17 protein-coding genes are annotated in these 17278 nt (G+C 66.5%); 14 read left to right on the top strand and 3 right to left on the bottom strand.

The genetic code is table 11. The features are described 5' to 3' along the window. Positions 1-25: 25 nt before the first annotated feature. From LPA45_RS16265 to msrQ, 4 genes are all read left to right on the top strand, one after another. Positions 26-565 carry an RNA polymerase sigma factor gene (locus LPA45_RS16265; RefSeq protein WP_116320332.1) on the top strand — a complete coding sequence of 180 codons (540 nt, stop codon included), beginning with the start codon at positions 26-28 and terminating at the stop codon, positions 563-565. Beyond that, complete coding sequence (locus tag LPA45_RS16260; RefSeq protein ID WP_116320331.1) at positions 562-1395, top strand: anti-sigma factor; 834 nt, start codon at positions 562-564, stop codon at positions 1393-1395. Before LPA45_RS16265 ends, LPA45_RS16260 begins: the two co-directional genes overlap by 4 nt. A gap of 108 nt (positions 1396-1503) precedes the next feature. Continuing rightward, the gene (gene msrP / locus LPA45_RS16255; protein ID WP_116320330.1) at positions 1504-2505 is read left to right on the top strand and encodes a protein-methionine-sulfoxide reductase catalytic subunit MsrP; all 1002 of its coding nucleotides are present in this window, start codon (positions 1504-1506) and stop codon (positions 2503-2505) included. A 14-nt stretch (positions 2506-2519) separates the two neighbouring features. Beyond that, complete coding sequence (gene msrQ / locus LPA45_RS16250) at positions 2520-3191, top strand: protein-methionine-sulfoxide reductase heme-binding subunit MsrQ (RefSeq protein ID WP_376790616.1); 672 nt, start codon at positions 2520-2522, stop codon at positions 3189-3191. A 50-nt stretch (positions 3192-3241) separates the two neighbouring features. Here msrQ and lysA read toward each other — a convergent pair whose 3' ends face one another. Both lysA and LPA45_RS16240 read right to left on the bottom strand, forming a co-directional pair. Then, positions 3242-4501 carry a diaminopimelate decarboxylase gene (lysA, locus tag LPA45_RS16245; protein WP_116320328.1) on the bottom strand — a complete coding sequence of 420 codons (1260 nt, stop codon included), beginning with the start codon at positions 4499-4501 and terminating at the stop codon, positions 3242-3244. A 2-nt stretch (positions 4502-4503) separates the two neighbouring features. Beyond that, positions 4504-4725: a hypothetical protein gene (locus LPA45_RS16240; protein WP_116320327.1), complete on the bottom strand. Its 222-nt coding sequence runs from the start codon at positions 4723-4725 to the stop codon at positions 4504-4506. Positions 4726-4915: 190 nt separating this feature from the next. Here LPA45_RS16240 and cyaY point away from each other — a divergent pair, with 190 nt between their 5' ends. After that, positions 4916-5251 carry an iron donor protein CyaY gene (cyaY, locus tag LPA45_RS16235; RefSeq protein WP_116320326.1) on the top strand — a complete coding sequence of 112 codons (336 nt, stop codon included), beginning with the start codon at positions 4916-4918 and terminating at the stop codon, positions 5249-5251. Between the two features lie 73 nt (positions 5252-5324). Here the strand turns inward: cyaY and LPA45_RS16230 are convergent, their stop codons facing one another. Next, positions 5325-7703 (bottom strand): penicillin-binding protein 1A, encoded by a 2379-nt coding sequence (locus tag LPA45_RS16230; RefSeq protein WP_116320325.1) that lies wholly within the window; start codon positions 7701-7703, stop codon positions 5325-5327. A 377-nt stretch (positions 7704-8080) separates the two neighbouring features. Between LPA45_RS16230 and pilM the strand changes: the two genes are divergently transcribed. From pilM to LPA45_RS16185, 9 genes are all read left to right on the top strand, one after another. Next, positions 8081-9151, top strand: coding sequence for a type IV pilus assembly protein PilM (gene pilM, locus LPA45_RS16225; RefSeq protein ID WP_195431139.1), 1071 nt, complete (start codon positions 8081-8083; stop codon positions 9149-9151). 18 nt (positions 9152-9169) lie between these two features. Continuing rightward, a complete protein-coding gene (locus tag LPA45_RS16220; RefSeq protein WP_116320323.1) occupies positions 9170-9856 on the top strand; it encodes a PilN domain-containing protein in 687 nt (228 codons plus the stop codon). Positions 9857-9858: 2 nt separating this feature from the next. After that, entirely contained in the window at positions 9859-10530 is a 672-nt protein-coding gene (locus tag LPA45_RS16215; RefSeq protein ID WP_116320322.1) for a type 4a pilus biogenesis protein PilO, read from the top strand. Further along, complete coding sequence (locus LPA45_RS16210; RefSeq protein WP_116320321.1) at positions 10527-11087, top strand: pilus assembly protein PilP; 561 nt, start codon at positions 10527-10529, stop codon at positions 11085-11087. Before LPA45_RS16215 ends, LPA45_RS16210 begins: the two co-directional genes overlap by 4 nt. Then, the gene (gene pilQ / locus LPA45_RS16205) at positions 11084-13225 is read left to right on the top strand and encodes a type IV pilus secretin PilQ (RefSeq protein WP_116320320.1); all 2142 of its coding nucleotides are present in this window, start codon (positions 11084-11086) and stop codon (positions 13223-13225) included. Before LPA45_RS16210 ends, pilQ begins: the two co-directional genes overlap by 4 nt. A 351-nt stretch (positions 13226-13576) precedes the next feature. Continuing rightward, positions 13577-14110, top strand: a complete 534-nt coding sequence (locus tag LPA45_RS16200) for a shikimate kinase (RefSeq protein WP_116320319.1) — start codon at positions 13577-13579, stop codon at positions 14108-14110. Next, entirely contained in the window at positions 14107-15213 is a 1107-nt protein-coding gene (gene aroB / locus LPA45_RS16195; protein WP_116320318.1) for a 3-dehydroquinate synthase, read from the top strand. The genes LPA45_RS16200 and aroB overlap by 4 nt, the downstream gene beginning before the upstream one ends. Positions 15214-15270: 57 nt before the next feature. Beyond that, a complete protein-coding gene (locus LPA45_RS16190; protein ID WP_063241249.1) occupies positions 15271-16407 on the top strand; it encodes a deoxyguanosinetriphosphate triphosphohydrolase in 1137 nt (378 codons plus the stop codon). A gap of 84 nt (positions 16408-16491) precedes the next feature. After that, positions 16492-17217, top strand: coding sequence for a transposase (locus tag LPA45_RS16185; protein WP_317922187.1), 726 nt, complete (start codon positions 16492-16494; stop codon positions 17215-17217). The last annotated feature ends 61 nt before the right edge of the window (positions 17218-17278 follow it).

Here is a 17278-nt window from a genome sequence, read left to right as displayed (position 1 = left end):
CTGAAGCGCTGACGCCAGCCACGGCATGGAAGGCTTTGAAGGCCAGCTCGTAGCGCTGGCGCCGCGGATGCGGCGCCACGCGCGCGGCCTCACCGGCGACGCGGCACAGGCCGACGACCTGGTGCAGGACACGCTCGAGCGCGCGCTACGCTACCGCTGGCGCTTCCGCCTGCGCCCCGGCGCCTGGTGGGGCGACGGCGCGGACGGCCTCCTGCCGTGGCTGCTGACCCTGATGCATCGGCTGCGCCTGAACAGCTTGCGGCGCAAGGACCTGGTGGTGGCCACCGATACCCTCCCCGAGGTCAGCGCGCCCGCGGTCGACCCTGGCCTGCGCCGCGACCTGCTGCAGGCGCTGGCGCAGTTGCCCGAAGCCCAGCGCGCGGTGCTGCTGCTGGTCAGCCTGGAGCAACTGACCTATGCCGAGGCGGCGCGCGTGCTCGACATTCCGCAAGGCACGGTGATGTCGCGGCTGGCACGTGCGCGCGAGCAAATGCGGCGGCTGCTCGATGGCGGCGCTACCGGCCAGCCGGTGGCTGCCGCCAGCTCACTGCAGCGGGTGAAATGATGTCCGCGATCCACGAAGCCGATCTCCATGCCTACGCCGACGGCCAGCTGTCCGGCGCGCGCCGCGCCGCGGTGGAGGCGTACCTGGCGCAGCACCCGGACGCGGCGGCGCAGGTCGCCGCGTGGCGCCGCCAGGCCGATGCGCTGCACGGCATGCTGGATCCCGTATTGAACGAACCGGTGCCGCTGGCCGCGCTGCCGCCCGCCCTGCATGGCGAGCCGCGCCAGGCTGGGCGCCGGCGCGCGCCGCGCTGGACCATGGCGCTGGCCGCGACCTGTGCCTCGGTGGCACTGCTGGCGCTCGGGGGCGCGCTCGGCTGGCTCGCCCACGATCGCATGGGCAGCACCACCGTGGCGATGGCCCCCGGCGAGCGCTTTGCGCGCGAGGCATTGGCCACGCACGTGGTCTATGCGCCGGAAATGCGCCACCCCGTGGAAGTCGCCGCCAGCGATGAGGCGCACCTGATCGCATGGTTATCCAAGCGCCTCGGCACGGCGCTGCAGGTGCCCGACCTGCGCGCGCAGGGCTTCCACCTGATCGGCGGACGGCTGGGCGTGGCCGAGGGTGGCCCGTCCGCCATCCTGATGTATGAAGCCGACGACGGCACGCGCCTGTCGCTGCAATTGCGGCGCATGGCGCAGGGCACGCCCGACACGGGCTTCCGCGTCGAGCGCATGCCGCGCGAAGGTGCACGGCGGCCGGCCGGGCCGGCGCCGATGGCGTTCTATTGGGTCGACCGCGACCTCGGCTTTGCGCTGGCCGGCCCGCTGGAGCGCGCCCGGCTGCTGACGCTGGCGCAGGCGGTCTACCAGCAATACCAGGGCGGCTAGCCGCCGGCATGGCGCCTGCGCCGCACCGAAAATTTTGTCAGGATTGGTCCGCACGCCACGACCAAGCCCTGAGTCCAATCCTGCAAGCGCCAGGAAACGAGGAAAACCATGTTGATTCCTTCACCCAAATGGCTTCGCGGTGGCGATATCGCCACCGACGAGATCACCCCCCGCGATGTCTTCGAGTCGCGCCGCCGCATGCTCGCGGTGGCAGCCGCGAGCGCCGCCGGCGCCACGCTGGCGCCATGGTTTGCCCGCAACGCCTGGGCGCAGGGACAGCACGGCCCTAAGCTGGCCGCCACGCCCAACAACGCCTACGTCATCACCGAGAAGCGTACGCCCTACGAGGACGTGACCACCTACAACAACTTCTACGAGTTCGGCACCGACAAGTCCGACCCGGCCCGCAACGCCGGCACGCTGCGCCCACGCCCATGGCAGGTGTCGGTGGAAGGGCTGGTGAAGAAGCCCAAGGTCTACGATCTCGATGAGCTGATGAAAGTCGCGGCAATGGAGGAGCGCGTCTACCGCCTGCGCTGCGTCGAAGGATGGTCGATGGTGATCCCCTGGATCGGCTATCCGCTGGCCGAGCTGATCAGGCGCGTCGAGCCGCAACCCGGCGCGAAATACGTGCAGTTCATCACGCTTGCCGACAAGAAGCAGATGCCCGGCGTCAGCAGCAGCGTGCTCGACTGGCCTTACAGCGAAGGCCTGCGCATGGACGAGGCGATGCACCCGCTGGCGCTGCTGACGTTCGGCCTGTATGGCGAGGTGCTGCCGAACCAGAACGGCGCGCCGGTGCGCATGGTGCTGCCGTGGAAATACGGCTTCAAGAGCGCCAAGTCGATCGTGAAGATCCGCTTTGTCGACAAGCAGCCGCCCACCAGCTGGAACCTGGCGGCACCACAGGAATACGGTTTCTATTCCAACGTGAATCCCGACGTCGACCACCCGCGCTGGAGCCAGGCCACCGAGCGCCGTATCGGCGAAGACCGCGGCGGCGGCTTTGGCGCGCTGTTCGCGCCCAAGCGCAAGACGCTGCCGTTCAACGGCTACGGCCAGCAGGTGGCATCGTTGTACCAGGGCATGGACCTGAAAAAGAACTTCTGATGCAGGGTGAACGCATGGCTTCCACAACCAACGCCGCGACCGCCGCGGGCGGGGTGGCGCGCAAGCCGGCCGGCCTGGCTGCCTTGTCGCCGCAGCGCGTGCGCGCCATCAAGCTCATGTTGTGGCTGCTGGCGCTGTTGCCGTTCATCCGGCTGCTTTACCTGGGCGCAACCGGACAATACGGCGCCAACCCGCTGGAATTCGTCACCCGCTCCACTGGCACCTGGACACTGGTGATGCTGTGCCTGACGCTGGCGATCACGCCGCTGCGCCGGCTGACCGGCTGGAACTGGCTGATCAGGCTGCGCCGCATGCTGGGTTTGTTTGCGTTCTTCTATGGACTGCAGCACTTCCTGCTGTGGATCGGCGTGGACCGCGGCTTTGACCTGGCCTACATGATCAAGGACGTGTACAAGCGTCCCTTTATCACGGTGGGGTTCACGGCCTTCGTGCTGATGGTGCCGCTGGCGCTGACGTCGACCAACGGCATGGTGCGCCGCCTGGGCGGCAAGCGCTGGCAGGCGCTGCACAAGCTGGTCTATGCGACGGCCGTGCTGGCGATCCTGCACTACTGGTGGCACAAGGCGGGCAAGAACGACTTCGGCGAAGTCTCGATCTATGCCGCGGTGGTGTTCGTGCTGCTGGGGATGCGGGCCTGGTGGTGGGCGCGCAAGGGCAGGGCCTGACGTACGGCAGCCGGCCGCAGCCGGCCGCATCGCCGGCTGCGCGGTGGAGATCAGTCCTGCAGCAGGCGCTCGTCGCGGAACAGGTCCTCGACCAGTTCGCGCTCGCGCACCAGGTGCACGCGCGCGCCGTCCACCATCACTTCGGCGGCGCGCGGGCGGGTGTTGTAGTTCGAGCTCATGGTGAAGCCGTACGCGCCCGCCGACATCACGGCCAGCAGGTCGCCCGGCTGCACCGCCAGCGCGCGGTCGCGGCCGAGCCAGTCGCCCGACTCGCACACCGGGCCGACGATGTCGTAGGTCACCGTCGCGCCGTCGCGCAGCGCGACCGGCTCGATGCGGTGGTAAGCCTCGTACATGGCCGGACGCGCCAGGTCGTTCATGGCCGCATCGACGATGCAGAAATTCTTGGCCTCGCCAGGCTTGAGGAATTCCACCTGCGTCAGCAGCACGCCGGCATTGCCCACCAGCGAACGGCCTGGCTCGAACAGCACCTCGCGGTGGCCGTGGCCGCGCGCGGCCACGCGTTCCAGCAGCGTGGTGGCAAAGCCGGTGATGTCCGGCGGCGTCTCGTCGGTATAGGTGATGCCCAGGCCGCCGCCGACGTCGATGTGCTCGAGGTTGATGCCCTCGCGCCCGAGCGCCTCGACCACGTCCAGCACCTTGTCCAGCGCTTCGAGGTAGGGCTCGACCTCGGTGATCTGCGAGCCGATATGGCAGTCAATGCCGGTCACTTCCAGGTGCGGCAGCGCGGCCGCGGCACGGTAGGTCGGCAGCACGTCCTCGAAGGCGATGCCGAACTTGTTGCCCTTCAGGCCGGTGGAAATATACGGATGGGTCTTGGCGTCGACATCCGGGTTGATGCGCAGCGACACGCGCGCGCGCTTGCCGACACGGCCGGCAACCTCGTTCAGGCGATCCAGCTCGGGGATCGACTCGACATTGAAGCAGCGCACGTCGTGCGCCAGCGCCAGTTCCATCTCCGCCGCGCTCTTGCCCACGCCCGAGAACACCACCTTGCGCGCGTCGCCGCCGGCGGCCAGCACGCGCTTGAGTTCGCCGCCCGAGACAATGTCGAAGCCCGCGCCCAGCTTGGCGAACACTTGCAGCACCGCCAGGTTGGAGTTGGCCTTCATGGCGTACTGGACCTGCGCCTTGCGGCCCTGGCAGGCGGCGGCGTAGGCCTGGTACGCGGCGGTCAGCGCCGCGCGCGAATAGACATAGGTGGGCGTGCCAAATTCAGCGGCGATCTGCGCCAGCGGCACCTGCTCGACGGCAAGCGTGCCGTCCTGGCGATGAAAGAATGCGGTCATGGTTATCGGGTAGTGGGGGCGGCGGGCGATGACGCAGGTGCCGGAGCGGGCGCCGGAACCGGCACCGCATCGGCGCGGCCCAGGCCGGGATCGGCCACGGTCGGCGGGGTCGGCTCAGGCGGCACCTTGGGGTAGGTCAGCGGCCCGCGGATGCCGCATCCGCCCAGCAGGGGCATCGCAAGGGTGGCGGCAAACGCCGATACAATCGCAACACGACGCAGCATCGGTCGTCCCATCGGTCGTCCTTTAGGCTGTTGGCACGGCGTTGGCGGATTCCGGCGCACTGACGCCAATGACGCATGGCGGGCCGGGTCGTCCAAGCACTGCACTACATGAAATCTCAACAAAAAACGCCGTTCGCGCCACGTACGCCCCATTCGGGCAGCGGCGGCAACGGCGGTCTCGGAGTTTAGCATGCCCCCCTTGAGCGAAAGCGAGTTCCTGGTCCTGGCCACGCAGGAGCTGGACCGCATCGAAGCCGCGGTCGAAGCGGCCGCCGACGCAGCCGATGCCGATGTGGAAATCAGCCGCACCGGCAATGTGATGGAACTGGAGTTCGAGAATGGCTCCAAGATCATCATCAACAGCCAGGCGCCGATGCAGGAACTGTGGGTGGCGGCGCGCTCCGGCGGCTTCCATTTCCGCCGCGACGGCGAGCGCTGGGTCGACACGCGCAACGGCGGCGAGCTGTACGCGGCGCTGTCGGGCTATGTGAGCGAGCAGGCCGGCACCACGCTCAAGCTGGGCTGAAGCCAGCACGCGTTGCGCAAGGAAAAAGCCGGCCCATGGCCGGCTTTTCTGCTTTCTGGGGGCTGGCGAGCGATCAGGCGCCGCCAAACATTTCCAGGATCTTCTTCTTTTCCTGCTCGGTATCCGGCGACGGTGTCGTCGTGGATTCGTCCGGCTTGCCCGGCCACGGATCGCCCAGGCCGACCGAGGCCACGCCGGCACCGCCCGCGTTCTCCTCGAAGGTCCAGTCGCCGCCCACCATCAGCACGCCTTCGGGCGCCGGCCGCTCCGGCGACTCGGGCACGCCCTTGAGCGCCTTGCTCATGTAGCCGACCCAGATCGGCAGCGCCAGCCCGCCACCGGTCTCGCGCACGCCCAGGCTCTTGGGCTGGTCGTAGCCCATCCAGGCGATCGCCACCAGGTTGGGCGTGTAGCCGGCAAACCAGGCATCGACCGCATCGTTGGTGGTGCCGGTCTTGCCGGCCAGGTCGTTGCGGCCCAGGCGCTGCTTGGCGCTGTTGGCGGTGCCGAAGCGGACCACGTCGCGCAGCATGGTATCGGCGATAAACGCGGTGCGAGCGTCGAGCACGCGCACGGCGTCGCTGCCGGCGCGTTGCGGATGGGTTTCGGAGATCACATTGCCGCGCGCGTCCACAACCTTCTGGATCAGGTACGGGTTGACGCGGTAACCGCCGTTGGCGAATACCGAGTACGCGCCCGCCATCTGCAGCGGCGTCACGGCGCCAGAGCCCAGTGCCATTGGCAGGTAGGCCGGGTGCTTGTCGGCCTCGAAGCCGAAGCGCGTGATGTAGTCCTGCGCATACTGCGTGCCGATCGCGCGCAGGATCCGCACCGAGACCAGGTTCTTGGACTTGGCCAATGCGCGGCGCATGGTCATGGGGCCTTCAAAGCGGCCGTCGTAGTTCTTCGGCTCCCATACCTGTCCGCCGGTATCGGGGCCGATCGTCAGCGGCGCGTCGTTGATCACCGTGGCCGGCGAGAAGCCCTTCTCCAGCGCCGCCGAATAGATGAATGGCTTGAAGCTCGAACCCGGCTGGCGCCAGGCCTGCGTCACGTGGTTGAACTTGTTGCGGTTGAAGTCGAAGCCGCCCACCATCGAACGGATCTCGCCGTCCTGCGGGTTCAGCGACACGAACGCGGCGGCCACTTCCGGCAGTTGCGTGACCGACCAGTTGCCCTTCTCATCCTGCGTCACGCGGATGATCGCGCCCGGGCGCATCTTCATCTTGGGCTGCGCGTTCGCCGACATCGACGGCGAGATGAAGCGCAGCGCCGAGCCTTCGATGGTTGCCACTTCGCCCGACAGCAGCGTGGCCCTGACCTGCTTCGACGACACGCTGGTGACCACGGCCGAGCGCAGGTCGCCACTGCCGGGGTGCTCGACCAGCGCATCGTCGATGGCCTGCTCACGCTCGGCCGAATCGGAAGGCAGGTCGATAAAGGCCTCGGGGCCGCGGTAGCCGTGCTTGCGCTCGTAGTTCATGATGCCGGTGCGCACGGCTTCGTACGCCGCATCCTGGTCGGGCTTGGTCAGCGTGGTGTAGACCGTCAGGCCACGCGTATAGGTTTCTTCACGGTACTGCGCGTACATCAGCTGGCGCACGATCTCGGCGACGTACTCGGCGTGGGTCGAGAACTCGTTGCCCTCGGTGCGCACCTTCAGTTCCTCGCGCACCGCTGTGTCGTACTGCTCGGGGGTGAGGTAGCGCAGGTCGCGCATGCGCTGCAGGATGTATTCCTGGCGCACCTTGGCGCGGCGCGGGTTGACCACCGGGTTGTACGCCGACGGCGCCTTGGGCAGGCCCGCCAGCATGGCGGCCTCGGCCGGCGTCACGTCGCGCACCGACTTGCCGAAGTACACGCGCGCGGCGCTGTCGAAGCCGTATGCGCGCTGGCCCAGGTAGATCTGGTTCATGTACAGCTCGAGGATCTGGTCCTTGTTCAGGTTGGCCTCGATCTTGTACGCCAGCAGCATTTCGTAGATCTTGCGGGTGTAGGTCTTCTCGCTCGACAGGAAGAAGTTGCGTGCCACCTGCATGGTGATGGTCGACGCACCTTGCGACAGGCCCCCGCGCAGGTTGGCCAGGCCCGCGCGCATCACGCCGACGAAGTCGACCCCGCCGTGTTCGTAGAAGCGGTCGTCCTCGATCGCCAGGACGGCCTTTTTCATCACGTCGGGGATCTCGGCGATCGGCACGAAGTTACGGCGCTCTTCGCCGAACTCGCCGATCAGCACATTGTCCGCGGTGTAGATGCGCAGCGGAATCTTGGGCCGGTAGTCGGTGATGGTGTCCAGCGAGGGCAGGTTAGGCGCGGCCACCAGCAGCGCATAGCCAAGCAGCAGTGCGATCACGACGGCACCGGCAACAACCAGCCCCACCGCCCAGAACATGAAGCGCGCCAAAAGCGGGCGGCGCGCAGGGTGGGACGGCTTCTGTTGTGCTGTGGCCATAAGGAAAATACCTAGTCAGGGGTGCCGGGCATTATATCTTCCGGCATCGGGCGCTCCGACCGCGCAGTGGCCCGCGCGTCGCTACCGCGCTGTTACAAGATGTAATACGGCGGAAGCCGGCATGCAGGGCGAAGTTGCATGCAGCAAGCTTAGGCGGAAGGGAACCCGACGACCGTGGGGTTTTGGCAACGGATTGGCGAGAGCCTTCTGAAAAAGGAACCGTGGTCAGACCGGCACATTGCCACCGATGCCGGTTTTTGTGAGAATCGGCCAACATAAGAGCAAGTGTTTCGGTCAAGAAACAAGGCTCGCCCGATTAGAGCGTACAAGCCGTGGGCGAGTTCAAAGTCAGGGGGGTCACCTTGCGACGGGGCATTTTGTCGGGGCTTCTGCGCCGGACTACGGTCGGCGTGGATATCGGGTCGTCCAGTATCAAGGTAGTCGAATTGTCCGTCGGTGGCGGCAAGCACGACTATCGACTGGAAAAGTGCGCCAGCGAACTGCTGGACCGCAATGCCGTTGCCGATGGCAACGTCATCAACATTGAAGCCGTCGGGATCGCGCTCAGGCGTGCGCTCGGCAAGGCCGGCATCCGCTCGAAAGACGTGGTGCTGGGCGTGCCGTCCATGCTGACCGAATCACAGACGGTCAGCCTGCCGGACAACCTGTCCGAGGACGAACTGTATTCGCAGGTCGAGTCCGAGGCGCACCGGCTCTATCCGCCATCGCAGGCGGTCAACTTCGACTTCGCCGTGATCGGCCCCAGCGAGACCGAGGGCGGCATCGGCGTGCGCGTCACCGCGGCCAACAGCGACCGCGTGCAGGAGCGCGTGACCGCCGCCGAAATGGCCGGGCTCAAGCCGCAGGTGATGGACGTCGAAGAGTACGCGGTGCAACGCTCGATCGTGCAGATGCTGGGCGTGCCCCAGGAGATGTCCGAGGCCGATGCCCGCGCACTGCCCGTGGTGGCGGTGGTCCACCTCGGCGGCAGCCGCTCCAAGGCGATCTTCTACCAGGGCTGGAAAGAACTCTACGAGCAGCCGCTGAACAGCTACGGCGACCAGCTCACGCAGAGCGCGGCGCGCATGTTCACGCTCGACGCGCTCAAGGCCGAGATCAAGAAGCGCAAGAACACGCTGCCCGAAGCGTGGCGCGCGCAACTGCTCAAGCCATCGCTGGACGCGCTGGCGCTGGAAGTGCAGGCCGCGATCGGCAACTTCATCGCCAGTTCCAGCCTGGGACGTGTCGACGAGATCCTGCTGTCGGGCGGCCATGCATCGCTGCTGGGCGTGCAGGCGGCGATCCAGCAGCAGACCAAGATCACCACCACGCTGGCGAATCCGTTCGCCAACATGGCGACCAACGCCAAGGTCAACGAGCGCTACCTGCAGCGTGACCTGCCGGCGTATATCGTCAGTGCCGGCCTGGCTCTGCGCGGCCTGCAATAACGCACCGGAGGCAATCGAATGTCTACGAACACGCTGCCTTCGGTCAACCTGCTGCCTTACCACGAAGCCCGCAAGGCGGCGCGGCGCAAGAAGGTCTATTCCACGCTGGTCGGCGCCGCCGCGGCGGGAGCCGCGGTCGTGCTGCTGGGCGGGCTCTACATCGACGGGCGTATCGATTCCGTGGTCGCGCTGAACCAGGTGCTGAGCGCGGAGAACGCCAGGCTCGACGGCCAGATCCGCGAGGTCAATAACCTCAAGAAGGATATCGACGCGCTGCTGCAGCGCCAGAAGGCGGTGGAAAGCCTGCAGACCGAGCGCAACCGCCCAGTCCAGCTGCTGGAGGAACTGGTGCGCCAGGTGCCCGAAGGCGTCTACCTGACCAGCCTGAAGCAGGCCGGCGAGGCCTTCACCATCGCCGGCGTGGCACAGTCCAACGAGCGCATCTCCGAACTGCTGCGCAACCTTGGCGGCGTGCCGTGGCTGGACAAAGCGGAGCTGATCGAGTCCAAGGCGGTCACCATGACCAACAACCTGCGCGAGCAGCGCCGGCTGTTCGATTTCTCGATGCGCTTCGCGTACCGCGCGCCAGAAACGCCGCCCGGCGCCGATGGCAAGAAAGGCAGGCCGGGCAACGCGCCGGCCAGTCCCGCCGCAGCACCCGCTCCTGCTCCTGCAGCCCCAGCCGCATCCGGAAAGGCAGCCTGACCATGGCGCTCAATACCGAAATCAACCTGGCCGACCTGACGAGCCAGTTCCGCGGGCTCAACTTCAACGAGCCGGAAACATGGCCAGCCGCGCCGCGCGTACTGTTCGCCGTGATGGCCGCGGCGCTGGTGCTGTTGCTGGGCTGGCAGTTCTACTGGAGCAGCAAGTTCGATGAGCTCGACCACCAGCGGCTGGAGCAGGAAAACCTGAAACAGGCGTACCAGTCCAAGGTGGCGCAGGTGGCCAACCTCGACGCACTGCGCGAGCAGAAGAAGCAGGTCGAGCAACGCGTGGCACTGCTGGAGCGGCAGCTGCCGAACAAGACCGAGATGGACGCGCTGCTGGCTGACGTCAACCATGCCGGCGTGGCGCGCGGCTTGCAGTTCGAACTGTTCAAGCCACAGGCGGCGGTGCTCAAGCCTTACTTCGCCGAGATCCCGGTGAATCTGCGCGTGACCGGCCGCTACCACGAGGTGGCGCAATTCAACGCCGACGTGGCCGCGCTGTCGCGGATCGTATCGATGCAGAGCCTGCAGCTGGCCCATACCAAGGAGGGCGGCCTGTCGATGGAGGCGGTGGCGATGGCGTACCGCGCGCTCGATCCCGACGAGCAGGCCGCGCAACGCAAGGCCGCTGCGGCTGCCGCTGCAGCCAAGGCAGGAGGTGCCAAATGAGCCGCACCCATCGTACCCGCGGTCTGGCCTGCTCGCGCGCGCAGGTATCGCCACGCGTACTCGCCGCCGCCATGCTCGCCGTCGGCCTGCTCGGCGCCTGCGGTGCCAGCGACGAAGACGCGCTGCGCCAGTGGATGGACGCCACGCGCAATGCCCGGGCCAAGCCGCCCGAGCCGCTGCCCGAAGCCCGGCTCTACGTGGCGCGCGAATACGCCGCGGCCAACGCGCCGGAGCCGTTCGCCCAGGCCAAGATCGGCGAACTGAACAAGACGCTGTCGGATTCGCCCGAGGCCGGGCGGCGCCGCGAGCCGCTGGAGGACTACCCCCTCGAGAATTTCAAGATGCTCGGGATGATGAAGAAGCAGGGGGAGACCTTCGGCATCGTACGAGTCGATAACAAGATCCACCACATCAAGGTGGGTCAGTATCTCGGCCAGAGTTACGGCCGGGTGGTCCGCATCACCGATCAGGAGATCGTGTTGCGCGAATTAGTCCGGGAGGGGGTATCCGAGTGGAAAGAGAAAATGACCAGCCTCAAGCTGGAGGTGTCGGCATGACCCCCGCGCGCTGGTATCGCGCGCTCGCGGGCGCCGCAAGCGCGGCCATGGCGCTGTTGCTGCTGATTGCAGCACCGGCGGCACTGGCACAAAGCAACCGGATCAAGACGGTGGACATCAGCACGGTCGGCGAGCAGACGGTGTTTACGGTCGAACTCGAACGGCCGATGGCGCAGAAGCCGGTGGATTTCACCACGCAGAATCCGGCACGGCTCGCGATCGATTTTGCCGATACCGGCATTGCCAACGGGCGCGCGCAGTATGACTACGGCGGCAAGCTGGTCAAGGCCGCCAACGTGCTGCAGATCGGCAACCGTACCCGCGTGATCCTCGACCTCACGCGCAATGCCACCTATCGCACCGACCAGCGCGGCAATGTCTTCGTGGTGGCACTGGACAATGTGGCGCCGGCGGTCAAGAACGCCGCGCCAACGTTTGCCCCGGCTGCGACGATGACGCCTGTGGCCGCGGCGGGGCGGCCGTCGGTGCGCCATATCGACTTCCGGCGCGGTGCCGACGGCGCCGGGCGCGTGGTGGTGGATCTGTCCTCGCGCGACTCGGGCATCAATATCGCGCAGCAGGGTAAGAACGTGGTGGTCGATTTCCTCGGCACAACGCTGCCTGACCACCTGCGGCGGCGCTTCGATGTCAGCGACTTCGGCTCGCCGGTGCAGACCATGCATGCCTCCGACACCAACGGCAACGCGCGCCTGACCATCGAGCCGCGCGGCCACTGGGAATACAGTTCCTACCAGACCGACACCCAGTTCGTGGTCGAGGTGCGGCCCGTCAAGGAAGATCCGACCAAGCTGATCAGCGGTCCGGGCTACCGTGGCGAGCGCCTGTCGCTGAACTTCCAGAGCATCGATATCCGTTCGCTGCTGCAGGTGTTCGCGGATTTCACCAACCTGAACATCATCACCAGCGAGAGCGTGCAGGGCAATATCACGCTGCGCCTGAAGGACGTGCCGTGGGACCAGGCGCTGCAGATCGTGATGGATGCCAAGGGGCTGGCCTCGCGCCGCAATGGCAATGTGCTGTGGGTGGCGCCCAAGGCAGAACTCCAGACCAAGGAAAAGCTCGAGCTGGAGTCGCAGCAGCAGATCAATGACCTCGAGCCGATCCGCAGCCAGGTATTCCAGCTCAATTACCAGCGTGCCGAAGACGTGCGCCGGATGCTGCTGGGCATGAGTGCCGGCGGCGCCGGCAGCGCCGCCACCCCGGTTGGCGCGGCCGGTGTGGCCGGCGGCGCGGGCGCGAGCGCGCGCATGCTGTCCAAGCGCGGCTCGCTGACGGCCGATGCCCGCACCAACCAACTGTTCGTGTCCGATATCGCCAGCAAGCTGGAGGAGGTGCAGGGCTTTATCGGCAAGATCGACATCCCGGTGCGCCAGGTCATCATCGAGGCGCGCATCGTCGAGGCCACCGATTCCTTCAGCCGCAACCTGGGTGTGAAGCTGGGCTTCGCCGGCCAGTACAACAACGCGAAGGTTGGCAACACCTACAACAACGTGCTGCCGGGCTCGACCTCGGACAACGGCCCGTTCCTGAGCCTGCCGGCCGCCTCGATCAACGGCACCAACCCGGCCAACATCGCGGTCAGCCTGTTCAACAGCGCCGCCACCCGCTTCCTGGCGCTGGAGCTGTCGGCGCTGGAGGCGGATGGCAAGGGCAAGATCATCTCCAGTCCGCGCGTGGTCACCGCCAACAACATCAAGGCACTGATCGAGCAGGGCACCGAGCTGCCATACCAGGCCGCCACCTCCAGCGGCGCCACTTCGGTGCAGTTCCGCAAGGCCAACCTGAAGCTGGAAGTGACCCCGCAGATCACGCCGGAAGGCAATGTGCTGCTGGACGTGGACGTGAACAAGGACAGCGTCGGCATCCAGACCACGTCGGGCTTTGCCATCGACACCAAGCACGTGCAGACCCAGGTGCTGGTGGAAAACGGCGGCACCGTGGTGATCGGCGGCATCTATACCCAGACCGAGTCCAATGACACCGACAAGGTGCCACTGCTGGGCGATATCCCGGTGCTGGGCTACCTGTTCAAGAACAACGCCAAGGTGCGCAACCGGACCGAGCTGCTGGTGTTCCTGACGCCGCGGATCCTGAACGAAAGCGTGTCGCTGCGGTGATCGCGTCGGGTGTTCGACGCCGGATACAGTAGACTGGCAGGCCGCATCGACCGATGCGGCCTTTTTTGTTGCCGCCGGAGTAGACCGGTGACAGCCAGGCCAGGAGGAGGCCGGCATGCGCGGCAGGCCACGCGGAGATGTGGCTGATGCTGCATCTGGCACTTGCCGTGCGCACCACAACATAAGAAGATGATGCAGTTCCTAACCGGGGAGGGTGGCCCAGGCGCCGCGCTCCCGAGCGACAGTCCCGTGACAGCCTCTGCGACAGGGTCGGCACCGCGCCCGTACCCCGATCGACAGGACTCCGACCGACCGGAATCCGATCGACCCAATCTCTTTTTCGTCGGCCTGATGGGCGCCGGCAAGACCACCGTGGGCCGTACGGTGGCGCGGCGTCTGCACTATCCGTTTTTCGATTCCGATCACGAAATCGAGGCACACTGCGGCGTACGCATCCCGGTCATCTTTGAGGTCGAGGGCGAAGCGGGCTTCCGCGACCGCGAGGCCGCGATGATCCGCGAACTGGCCGCGCGCCAGGGCATCGTGCTGGCTACCGGCGGTGGCGCGGTGCTGCGCGCCGAAAACCGCGAGGTGCTGAAATCCCGCGGCACCGTGGTCTACCTGCGCGCGAGTCCCCACGACCTGTGGCTGCGCACCCGCCACGACCGCAACCGCCCGCTGCTGCAGACCGAAGACCCGAAGGGCAAGCTCGAGGCGCTTTACGCCCAGCGCGATCCGCTCTACCGCGAGGTGGCGGATTTCATCATTGAAACCGGCAAGCCTTCGGTGGCGCAGCTTGCTAATATGGTGTTGATGCAACTTGAAATGGCCGGCTTTGCGATCGATCCCGCGCAACCGGCGCCGCAGGATCCCACTCATCCATGATCACGCTTGAAGTCGACCTGGGAGCGCGCAGCTACCCCATCCATATCGGTACCGGCCTGCTCGACAACGCCGAACTGCTGCGTCCGCACGTGCGCGGCCAGCACGCCGTCATCGTCACCAATGAAACCGTGGGGCCGCTGTACGCGGCGCGCGTCGAGGCCGGCCTGAAGTCGCTCGGCAAGACCGTGCGCACGGTCACGCTGCCCGACGGCGAGGCCTTCAAGCAGTGGGAAACGCTGAACCTGATCTTCGACGCGCTGCTGCAGGCCGGCGCCGATCGCAAGACCACGCTGGTCGCGCTGGGCGGCGGAGTGGTGGGGGATATGACCGGGTTTGCCGCCGCCTGCTATATGCGCGGCGTGCCGTTTATCCAGGTGCCGACCACGCTGCTGTCGCAGGTGGATTCGTCGGTGGGCGGCAAGACCGGCATCAACCATCCGCTCGGCAAGAACATGATCGGCGCGTTCCACCAGCCCAACGCGGTGATCGCCGATATCGACACGCTGCGCACGCTGCCCCCGCGCGAACTGGCCGCGGGCATGGCCGAGGTGATCAAGCACGGCGCCATTGCCGACGCCGGGTACTTTGCCTGGATCGAGCGCAACATCAAGGCGCTGAACGACTGCGACCCCGAGTTGATGGCGGTGGCGGTGCAACGTTCGTGTGAAATCAAGGCCGGCGTGGTGGCGCAGGACGAGCGCGAGGGTGGACTGCGCGCCATCCTCAACTTTGGCCACACCTTTGGCCACGCGATCGAGGCCGGCATGGGCTACGGCGCCTGGCTGCACGGCGAGGCAGTTGGCTGCGGCATGGTGATGGCCGCGGACCTGTCGCATCGGCTGGGCTTTATCGACACCGAGACCCGTGCCCGCATCCGTGAACTGACGCTGGCAGCGAACCTGCCGGTGGTGGCGCCGGAACTGGGCACCGACCGCTATATCGAAATGATGAAGGTCGACAAGAAGGCCGAGGCAGGCAGCATCAAGTTCATCCTGCTGAAGAAACTCGGCGAGGCGTTCATCACCACGGTGCCGGACGCCGACCTGCGTGCCACGCTGCAGCATGCAGTGCTTAAACCTCCCACCGAGGCCACGGTCGCTTGATTGACCGGTTATGCCTCGCAACCCAGGCCCCCAAACCTCCAGCCAACGGATTGCCGCATGACCGACTTTGAAAGCCACCTCGCCCCGTACGCCGCCCGCTCCGCGCAGACGCGCGGGCGGGTGCACGCCGAACCCGCGTCGCAGTCGCGCAGCGAATTCCAGCGCGACCGGGACCGGGTCATCCACAGCACCGCGTTCCGGCGGCTCGAATACAAGACCCAGGTCTTCGTCAACCATGAAGGGGACCTGTTCCGCACCCGGCTGACCCATAGCCTGGAGGTGGCGCAGATCGCCCGCTCGATCGCGCGCAACCTGCGCCTCAACGAAGACCTGGTCGAGGCCATCTCGCTGGCGCACGACCTTGGCCACACGCCCTTCGGCCATGCCGGGCAGGACGCCCTGAACGCCTGCATGAAGAACCACGGCGGCTTCGAGCACAACCTGCAGAGCCTGCTGGTGGTGGACGAGCTGGAGGAGCGCTACGGCGGCTTCAATGGCCTGAACCTGACCTTCGAGACCCGCGAGGGCATCCTGAAGCATTGCTCGCGCGTCAATGCCGCGGCGCTGGGCGAACTGGGCCGGCGCTTCCTGGAGGGCACGCAGCCGTCGCTGGAGGCGCAACTGGCCAACCTGGCCGACGAGATCGCCTACAACAACCACGATATCGACGACGGCCTGCGCTCCGGCCTGCTGACGCTGGAGCAGCTGGATGAGGTCCCGATGTGGGCCCGCCACCGCGCCGAGGTGGCCGATGCCTTCCCGGGCGTGAACGGCCGGCGTGCCATCAACGAGACCGTCCGGCGCATGATCAACACGCTGATCGTCGACCTGATCGAGACCACCAGCCGCAATATCGCCGCCGCCAACCCGCGCAACATCGACGCGGTGCGGGCCGCCGGCCCCCTGGTGGGCTTCAGTCCCCAACTCCATGAGGAAGCGGCGGCATTGAAGCGCTTCCTGTTCCGGCACCTGTACCGGCATTACCTGGTGATGCGCATGTCGGCCAAGGCCCAGCGCATCGTCGGTGACCTGTTCGGGGCCTTCATGTCCGATCCGCGCCTGCTGCCGCCGCAGTACCAGGCCGGACACGGTGCCGACCAGCCTCGGCTGATCGCGCATTACATCGCCGGCATGACGGACCGCTATGCGATCCGCGAGCACCGGCGCATCTTCGCGGTCAGCGAGGGCAACTGACGCGCACGGAAGGGCGCCGGCCCTTCCGATAAATTGGGGACGGATCAGGCTATCATGGGGGCATCGATGCTTGCATGACCTGCCATGGCCCGCCTTCCCCGTTTCTCCCCCGCCGGACTTCCCGCCCTGGTGTTGCAGCGTGGCAACAACCGCCAGGACGTGTTCCTCGGTCCCGACGACTACCTGCACTACCTCGACTGCCTGCGCATGGCCGCGCGCGAGCATGACCTCGCGGTCCACGCCTATGCGCTGCGGCCCAATCATGTCCACCTCGTGGCCACGCCGAAGGGCCCGGACTCGCTGAGCCTGACCATGCAGGCGGTCGGCCGCCGCTATGCGCGTTACTTCAATCGCGTCGCCAACCGCACCGGCACGCTGTGGGAGGGACGCTTCCGCTCGGCGGTCTTCGAACCAGCGCCGTGGATGCTGCCGGCCATGCTGTATGTCGAAGGCAACGCGCTGCGCGCAGGAGAGGTATCGACCCCCGAGGCGGACCGCTGGAGTAGCTACCACCACCACGCCGGCATCGAGGCGAGCCCATTTGTGAGTGACCACTCCGCATATTGGGAGCTGGGTAATACCCCGTTTGAACGCCAGTCGAACTATCGCATGCTGACCGCCGAGGGACTTTCTGGTCGCACGCTGCAAGCCCTTCGAAGCCATGCGCATAGTGGCTGGCCACTCGGCGACGAGGCATTCCTGGCGCAACTTGAGAGGGGCGCAACGCGGCGCGTCCAACCGCTCCCAAAGGGGCGCCCCAAAAAGGTGCAAAAGTCATCGCGCGACGTGACGCCATCCACGCAAAAATAATGTGTCCCCATTTAAATCCATCACCGAAACGGTGCGATATTAAATGTGTTCTGACCCCATT

Origin of the sequence: Cupriavidus sp. Agwp_2 (assembly GCF_040784895.1) — a bacterium.
Classification (GTDB): domain Bacteria; phylum Pseudomonadota; class Gammaproteobacteria; order Burkholderiales; family Burkholderiaceae; genus Cupriavidus.
Note: the sequence above shows the minus strand (reverse complement) of the source record. Positions and strands in the feature narration are given on the sequence as shown.

Coding starts and splice junctions, on each gene's coding strand:
- LPA45_RS16265 (WP_116320332.1), top strand. CDS start 26: ATGGAAGGCTTTGAAGGCCAGCTCGTAGCGCTGGCGCCGCGGATGCGG.
- LPA45_RS16260 (WP_116320331.1), top strand. CDS start 562: ATGATGTCCGCGATCCACGAAGCCGATCTCCATGCCTACGCCGACGGC.
- msrP (WP_116320330.1), top strand. CDS start 1,504: ATGTTGATTCCTTCACCCAAATGGCTTCGCGGTGGCGATATCGCCACC.
- msrQ (WP_376790616.1), top strand. CDS start 2,520: ATGGCTTCCACAACCAACGCCGCGACCGCCGCGGGCGGGGTGGCGCGC.
- lysA (WP_116320328.1), bottom strand. CDS start 4,501: ATGACCGCATTCTTTCATCGCCAGGACGGCACGCTTGCCGTCGAGCAG.
- LPA45_RS16240 (WP_116320327.1), bottom strand. CDS start 4,725: ATGCTGCGTCGTGTTGCGATTGTATCGGCGTTTGCCGCCACCCTTGCG.
- cyaY (WP_116320326.1), top strand. CDS start 4,916: ATGCCCCCCTTGAGCGAAAGCGAGTTCCTGGTCCTGGCCACGCAGGAG.
- LPA45_RS16230 (WP_116320325.1), bottom strand. CDS start 7,703: ATGGCCACAGCACAACAGAAGCCGTCCCACCCTGCGCGCCGCCCGCTT.
- LPA45_RS16220 (WP_116320323.1), top strand. CDS start 9,170: ATGTCTACGAACACGCTGCCTTCGGTCAACCTGCTGCCTTACCACGAA.
- LPA45_RS16215 (WP_116320322.1), top strand. CDS start 9,859: ATGGCGCTCAATACCGAAATCAACCTGGCCGACCTGACGAGCCAGTTC.
- LPA45_RS16210 (WP_116320321.1), top strand. CDS start 10,527: ATGAGCCGCACCCATCGTACCCGCGGTCTGGCCTGCTCGCGCGCGCAG.
- pilQ (WP_116320320.1), top strand. CDS start 11,084: ATGACCCCCGCGCGCTGGTATCGCGCGCTCGCGGGCGCCGCAAGCGCG.
- LPA45_RS16200 (WP_116320319.1), top strand. CDS start 13,577: ATGGGCGCCGGCAAGACCACCGTGGGCCGTACGGTGGCGCGGCGTCTG.
- aroB (WP_116320318.1), top strand. CDS start 14,107: ATGATCACGCTTGAAGTCGACCTGGGAGCGCGCAGCTACCCCATCCAT.
- LPA45_RS16190 (WP_063241249.1), top strand. CDS start 15,271: ATGACCGACTTTGAAAGCCACCTCGCCCCGTACGCCGCCCGCTCCGCG.
- LPA45_RS16185 (WP_317922187.1), top strand. CDS start 16,492: ATGGCCCGCCTTCCCCGTTTCTCCCCCGCCGGACTTCCCGCCCTGGTG.